General features: G+C 51.5%; 5 protein-coding genes. 1 reads left to right on the top strand and 4 read right to left on the bottom strand.

Features of this window, described 5'->3' with window-relative positions:
* Positions 1-125 precede the first annotated feature (125 nt).
* The 3 genes from POG22_RS10635 to POG22_RS10625 form a co-directional block, all read right to left on the bottom strand.
* On the bottom strand, positions 126-401 hold the full coding sequence (locus tag POG22_RS10635; protein WP_498905173.1) for a hypothetical protein: 276 nt from the start codon (positions 399-401) through the stop codon (positions 126-128).
* Between the two features lie 435 nt (positions 402-836).
* Entirely contained in the window at positions 837-2,093 is a 1,257-nt protein-coding gene (locus POG22_RS10630) for a molybdopterin molybdotransferase MoeA (RefSeq protein WP_063719495.1), read from the bottom strand.
* Positions 2,094-2,179: 86 nt separating this feature from the next.
* The gene (locus tag POG22_RS10625; RefSeq protein WP_498905171.1) at positions 2,180-3,055 is read right to left on the bottom strand and encodes an alpha/beta fold hydrolase; all 876 of its coding nucleotides are present in this window, start codon (positions 3,053-3,055) and stop codon (positions 2,180-2,182) included.
* A 161-nt stretch (positions 3,056-3,216) separates the two neighbouring features.
* Here POG22_RS10625 and rlmN point away from each other — a divergent pair, with 161 nt between their 5' ends.
* Positions 3,217-4,341 (top strand): dual-specificity RNA methyltransferase RlmN, encoded by a 1,125-nt coding sequence (rlmN, locus tag POG22_RS10620; RefSeq protein ID WP_498905175.1) that lies wholly within the window; start codon positions 3,217-3,219, stop codon positions 4,339-4,341.
* A gap of 123 nt (positions 4,342-4,464) precedes the next feature.
* Here rlmN and POG22_RS10615 read toward each other — a convergent pair whose 3' ends face one another.
* Entirely contained in the window at positions 4,465-4,653 is a 189-nt protein-coding gene (locus tag POG22_RS10615) for a hypothetical protein (RefSeq protein WP_342662835.1), read from the bottom strand.
* Between the last annotated feature and the right edge of the window lie 448 nt (positions 4,654-5,101).

Below are 5,101 nucleotides of genomic sequence, written 5' to 3'. Positions count from 1 at the left end.
TTTCCGATCGAGAAGCTCAAAAACCTTGGATTTTCGTCGGCGATTACCGATTCAATTGGGAAGCTAGAGTCCAAAACGACCATTGGGCAAGCTGTACGGCATCAGAATTCGCTCTGGAGACTTATTCAGCAAGCCCTAACTAAAATCCACAGGCGATCGCACACCACGAGAACGTCTAAGCGTCCGCTAATCGTCATGCTTCCGTCGGTGGCTGTCACGCGAACGGGTTTTTCGGTTTCGATGTAAAACGGTGGGAGAAAAAATCCAGCTAAGTCTAAAAGCGGCGCTAACACCAGCAGTTCGACGGTTTTCTCTAACAGTCCGCGTCGTTCTAAGTTGGCATATCCGACGCAAATTCTCGCCAAACGTTCTCGTTCGGAATCTGACAACTGGGGTTGCATTCCCTGCTATTGCGAAAAAAACGCCGGATCGCATTCTTCTTGCAAATTAAAGCGTTCTTCTAAGTCGTACAGCGTCAGCCGTTCGATCGCTAAAGTCGAGATCACAACGTTAGTCCTCAAGTTGGGGATATTACGAGAGTTAACAATGTTGCTCGATTTCTTCTATTTTAGTAGAAAATAAATTTAATAAAATAGACAGAGTGCATCTCAAAAATGTAAATTTATCAGATCGGAGTCTCTGCACTGAATTGAGCTGTTGTTGGGTTTCACCATCGCTCCACCTATGGACGGCAGCGTTGCCGAAGTCCAACCTACTCCAGACTCATATTTTTACAAAAGTTGAGATAAACCCTCCGTTCCCCGTTTCCCGTTTCCCGTTCCCTATTTCCTTTTTGTCCGCAGTTTACCTATTTAAGATTGCCACGACCGAGCCATTCACCCCAAACGGGAAACGGGCGTATCTACCCACAACACCGAAACTGTTTCGCCTATTTCAACTCGTTTCGTTCCCACAGGAAGCCTCGCACAGCCGTTTGTCTGCATTAAATTAATCAAATTTCCCGAACTAAAACTTCCTCCTGGAATCTCGAATTCCAACCCCGTTTCCGTCGCCAACAACTGACCCCAAAGATAGGTTTCCCGTCCGTCTCCCGAACGCAACTCAACTCGCGTTTTCGCGTTCACAAAAACCGGTTCCCATCCCCGATGCAACCCCGCCAATTTCAACAGGGCAGGTTTGACGAACCGCCAACAACTCACCAACGCCGAAACCGGATTTCCCGGTAAACCGAAATAGAGAGCGTGTTGCTTGGGAAACTGCGCGAACGTCAGCGGTTTTCCCGGTTTGATGGCTACCGATCGCACCAATAAATCGCCCCCTAACTGTTCTAAAATGCGATCGATATAGTCGTAATCGCCCACCGACACGCCACCCGTCGAAACCACCACGTCACCCCAATTCAACGCCTCGGCGATTGAATATTTCAGCGTTGCAGGGTTGTCTTCCACAATTCCCACCCGCAGGGGTTCCATTCCCAACGCCGCCAAAAACGACGCGAGAGCATATTGATTCGAGTCAACAATTTGACCCGGTTGAAGATGGTCTTCCGGGGAGACTAACTCGCTTCCCGTGGAGAGGATAGCGACGCGGGGTTTGCGAAACACGCGCACTTTTGTTACTTGTGCGGCGGCTAAAACAGCAATATCGGCGGCTTGCAATCGGACGCCACCTTCAATAAGAGGATTTCCCGCCTGGTAGAAGCTTCCGCAACGGCGAACGAACTGACCGGGTTTTTCCGGGGGAACGAGAACCGCCACAGAATCACCTTCTCGACGGATATTTTCTTGCATCACTACTGTATCCGCCCCCTCTGGCATCATGGAACCGGTGAGAATGCGGGCGGTTTGTCCCGGTTGTAGAGTTTTTTGAGGCGGCGTTCCGGCGGGAATTTCTTCGATAACGTCTAAAATGGTGGGTTCGCTGTCGCTACAGGCTTTTACGTCGTCAAAACGCACGGCGTAGCCGTCCATCGCCGAGTTATCCCAGTGGGGAAAGTCGAGTTTGCTACTGACGGAGGCGGCGAGAATACGTCCGGTAGCGTCGAGGAGGTTGACGACTTCTGTATGGTGTTCGGGGTGGAGGGGACGAACGGCGTCGAAAATGAGGCGTTCGGCGTCGGATACGGAAAGCATCGGTGAGTGTGGCACGGCTTGCATTATTTTAGGGTACGCGTGGAGGGTTGAAGGAAGAATTCTGCTGCCAATTGGTGCGGGAGTTGTCAACGCAATACCCAAGATGCAATTAACGCGTTGACGCGATCGGGAATTTCATCGTGGGGGCAATGGCCGGCGTCGAGATAATATTCCGTCAAACTGGGATAGTATTCTCGAAACTTCGCCCCCCGTTTTCGAGCGTTTATCCAGGGATCGCCTTCTCCCCAGAGCATCAGCAAGGGATGTTGGAGTTGTTGCAGCAGTTCGTCAACTGTTGCGCCTCGAGGCGTTTTGAAGACTGAGGCGAACACTTTCGCCGCACCCCGATCGCACGAGGGACGGTAAATTTCTTCGACGAGGCGATCGGTGATGGCGGTTTTATCCACGTACACCCGCTCTAAGGTTTTACGAATCACCGATCGACGGCGGGTATTTTGGAAAATGAGAAACGCTACCCAATCTTGCAACGCAAACCAACGCACGACGCGACTCGCCAGATTCGGTTGGCGCGGATGAGCGTCGCTAAACGGCCCCGCACTGTTGAGAAGAATCAAGCCTTTCGCCGATTCGGTTTTTTGAGACGCCACACAAAGGGAAACGTAACCGCCGAGGGAATTTCCCGCCAACACCACCGGTTCGCCGATAATCTCGGTGATGAAGTCGTGGAGTTGGTCGCGCCACAACTGACCGCTGTAAGCTAAGGCGGGTTTTGCCGATCGCCCGAATCCTAAGAGATCGATCGCCCAAACCTCGAAGTCGTTTTGCAACCCCAACAGGTTTTTTCGCCAGTGATCCGTTGACGCTCCGAAGCCGTGAACCAACAGCAACGGCGGGCGGTTGGAATGTTTTCTTCCCGTTTTGACGTAATAGATGGCGTGGTCGCGCCAAGTCCAAAATTGTCCTGGGACGGTATCGAGTTCGCGTGTCGGTGTTGTTTGCATAGCCGCTGAGGAAGTTGTTAAACGATTTTCTGAGACGCTTTGTTAAGTATTGTATCGATTTTAGGAAAGGTTCGGGAAGCGAGAATGGGGGAAAGCGATTGCTCTGGGCGAACTGCGTTACGATGAAGTGTTGCCTCAACGTTCGGAACCCCTCGGAATTTATGTCGGTACAGCTTGCGTCTCAGTCAGTGTCTCAAGGAACCCCTACACCTCGCCTCGGGGCGTCTCTCGAGGAGTTAACGGCTTGGGTGCAAGATCGGGGACAACCGGCCTATCGCGGCAAACAGCTTTATCAGTGGTTGTATCGCCAAGGCGCGCGATCGCTCTCAGACATTACAGTATTTCCCAAACGGTGGCGGGAAAATGCCGAACCGGTCGATTTCGGGCGATCGACCGTTCACCATCGCTCGATCGCACCCGACGGAACGATTAAATACTTGTTGCAACTCGCCGACGGAAACCTCGTCGAAACCGTGGGAATGCCGACTTCAAAGCGGTTGACGGTTTGCGTTTCTTCTCAAGTGGGCTGTCCGATGGCGTGCGATTTCTGTGCCACGGGAAAAGGGGGCTTTCTCCGCAATCTCGAAACTCACGAAATCGTCGATCAGGTGTTGACGGTTCAGGAAGAATTCGATCGCCGCGTCAGTCATGTTGTGTTTATGGGAATGGGGGAACCGCTACTCAACATCGATAACGTCCTAGCTGCCTTACGTTGTCTCAACGAAGACGTAGGCATCGGACAGCGATCGATGACCGTCTCGACGGTGGGAATCCCCAGTCATATTCGCCGTCTTGCCCAGCACAAGTTACAAGCTACCCTCGCCGTCAGTCTCCACGCCTCGAATCAGACACTTCGCGAACGACTGATTCCTAGTGCGCGTCAGTATCCCCTCGAGGATTTGTTGGCGGAATGTCGCGAATACGTCCAAATTACGGGACGGCGACTGAGTTTTGAATATTTACTCTTAGCGGAGTTAAACGATCGCCCCGAACACGCTGAAGAACTGGCGAAACACCTGCGGGGCTTCCAAAGCCACGTCAACCTCATCCCCTACAACCCGATTTCGGAAGTAGATTACCAACGGCCCGATCGCCAACGGATCGATCGCTTCGTTCGTGCTTTAGAAGAGCGCCACATCGCCGTCAGCGTCCGCTACTCTAAAGGTTTAGATGTCGATGCCGCCTGCGGACAGTTACGAGCCAGCACAAACAAGGAAGAGTTTTTCAGTCACTCGTCGCCCGTCAGCCGCGAAGACAGCTTTCTCAGTGCAGAGAGCAGGCTGTAGCGTGCGGATTCTCCCCCGAGTGAAAGACTATATACAAGAACAGCGGCGTTCGTGCAGCGCCGCTGTTCTATTGTGAATTATTTTGTAGCGAGACGGACGGAACCCTCGGACGGGCGACTGGGATTACACGCTCGACTGGTAAAGTCCTGGGGAATAAGCCTCGATCACGCGCCCCGTTTCCGAACAAGACACCATAAGGTAATCGCAGTGAGGACACTGAGTCCGCACGAGGTTGCTGTGGAGATAGCGGCGTTCGCCAATATTGCCACAGTTCGGGCAACGCACAGTTTGAGGGGCGGACATCGGGGTCATCTTAAAACCTTGAATCGGGGAAGCGAGCTGAGCCATTGTTAAAAAAAGATTAAAAATTGGAACGTCCTAGGATGGCTGGGTTTAGTTTTCTGCAATAGATTTTTGTTACAAATCAATCGAGTCTTGGCAAAAGTCAGTTGCGTACTGTAGGCTATGTTTCCTCATATTATGTCACGAAATATGAGGGGCGTCAATCTGATTAAATTTTCATTTTTCTCCCATATCACGCGATCCCCAACGTCTATTGATGTCAATCTCTTCCTAGCGATATCGGGAGTTGCGTAAATCTTTCGGAAGCGATTTTTGTGTTGTTTGTCGAAGATAAGATACGAAATTTTAATAATTAAACGCTAAAACTAAGAAGTCTTTTATCTGCGATCGAGATCGCAGTTTAATGACATCCAATGCGTTATGTAGCCGGGGAGAGCGGGAGAGGGGGAGAGGGGGA

Origin of the sequence: Geitlerinema sp. CS-897 (genome assembly GCF_028368005.1) — a bacterium.
Taxonomy (GTDB): domain Bacteria; phylum Cyanobacteriota; class Cyanobacteriia; order Cyanobacteriales; family Geitlerinemataceae; genus Baaleninema; species Baaleninema simplex.
Note: the sequence above shows the minus strand (reverse complement) of the source record. Positions and strands in the feature narration are given on the sequence as shown.

Excerpts from the sequence above, each read along its gene's own strand:
- POG22_RS10635 (WP_498905173.1), bottom strand. The coding sequence starts at position 401 with ATGCAACCCCAGTTGTCAGATTCCGAACGAGAACGTTTGGCGAGAATT.
- POG22_RS10630 (WP_063719495.1), bottom strand. The coding sequence starts at position 2,093 with ATGCTTTCCGTATCCGACGCCGAACGCCTCATTTTCGACGCCGTTCGT.
- POG22_RS10625 (WP_498905171.1), bottom strand. The coding sequence starts at position 3,055 with ATGCAAACAACACCGACACGCGAACTCGATACCGTCCCAGGACAATTT.
- rlmN (WP_498905175.1), top strand. The coding sequence starts at position 3,217 with ATGTCGGTACAGCTTGCGTCTCAGTCAGTGTCTCAAGGAACCCCTACA.
- POG22_RS10615 (WP_342662835.1), bottom strand. The coding sequence starts at position 4,653 with ATGACCCCGATGTCCGCCCCTCAAACTGTGCGTTGCCCGAACTGTGGC.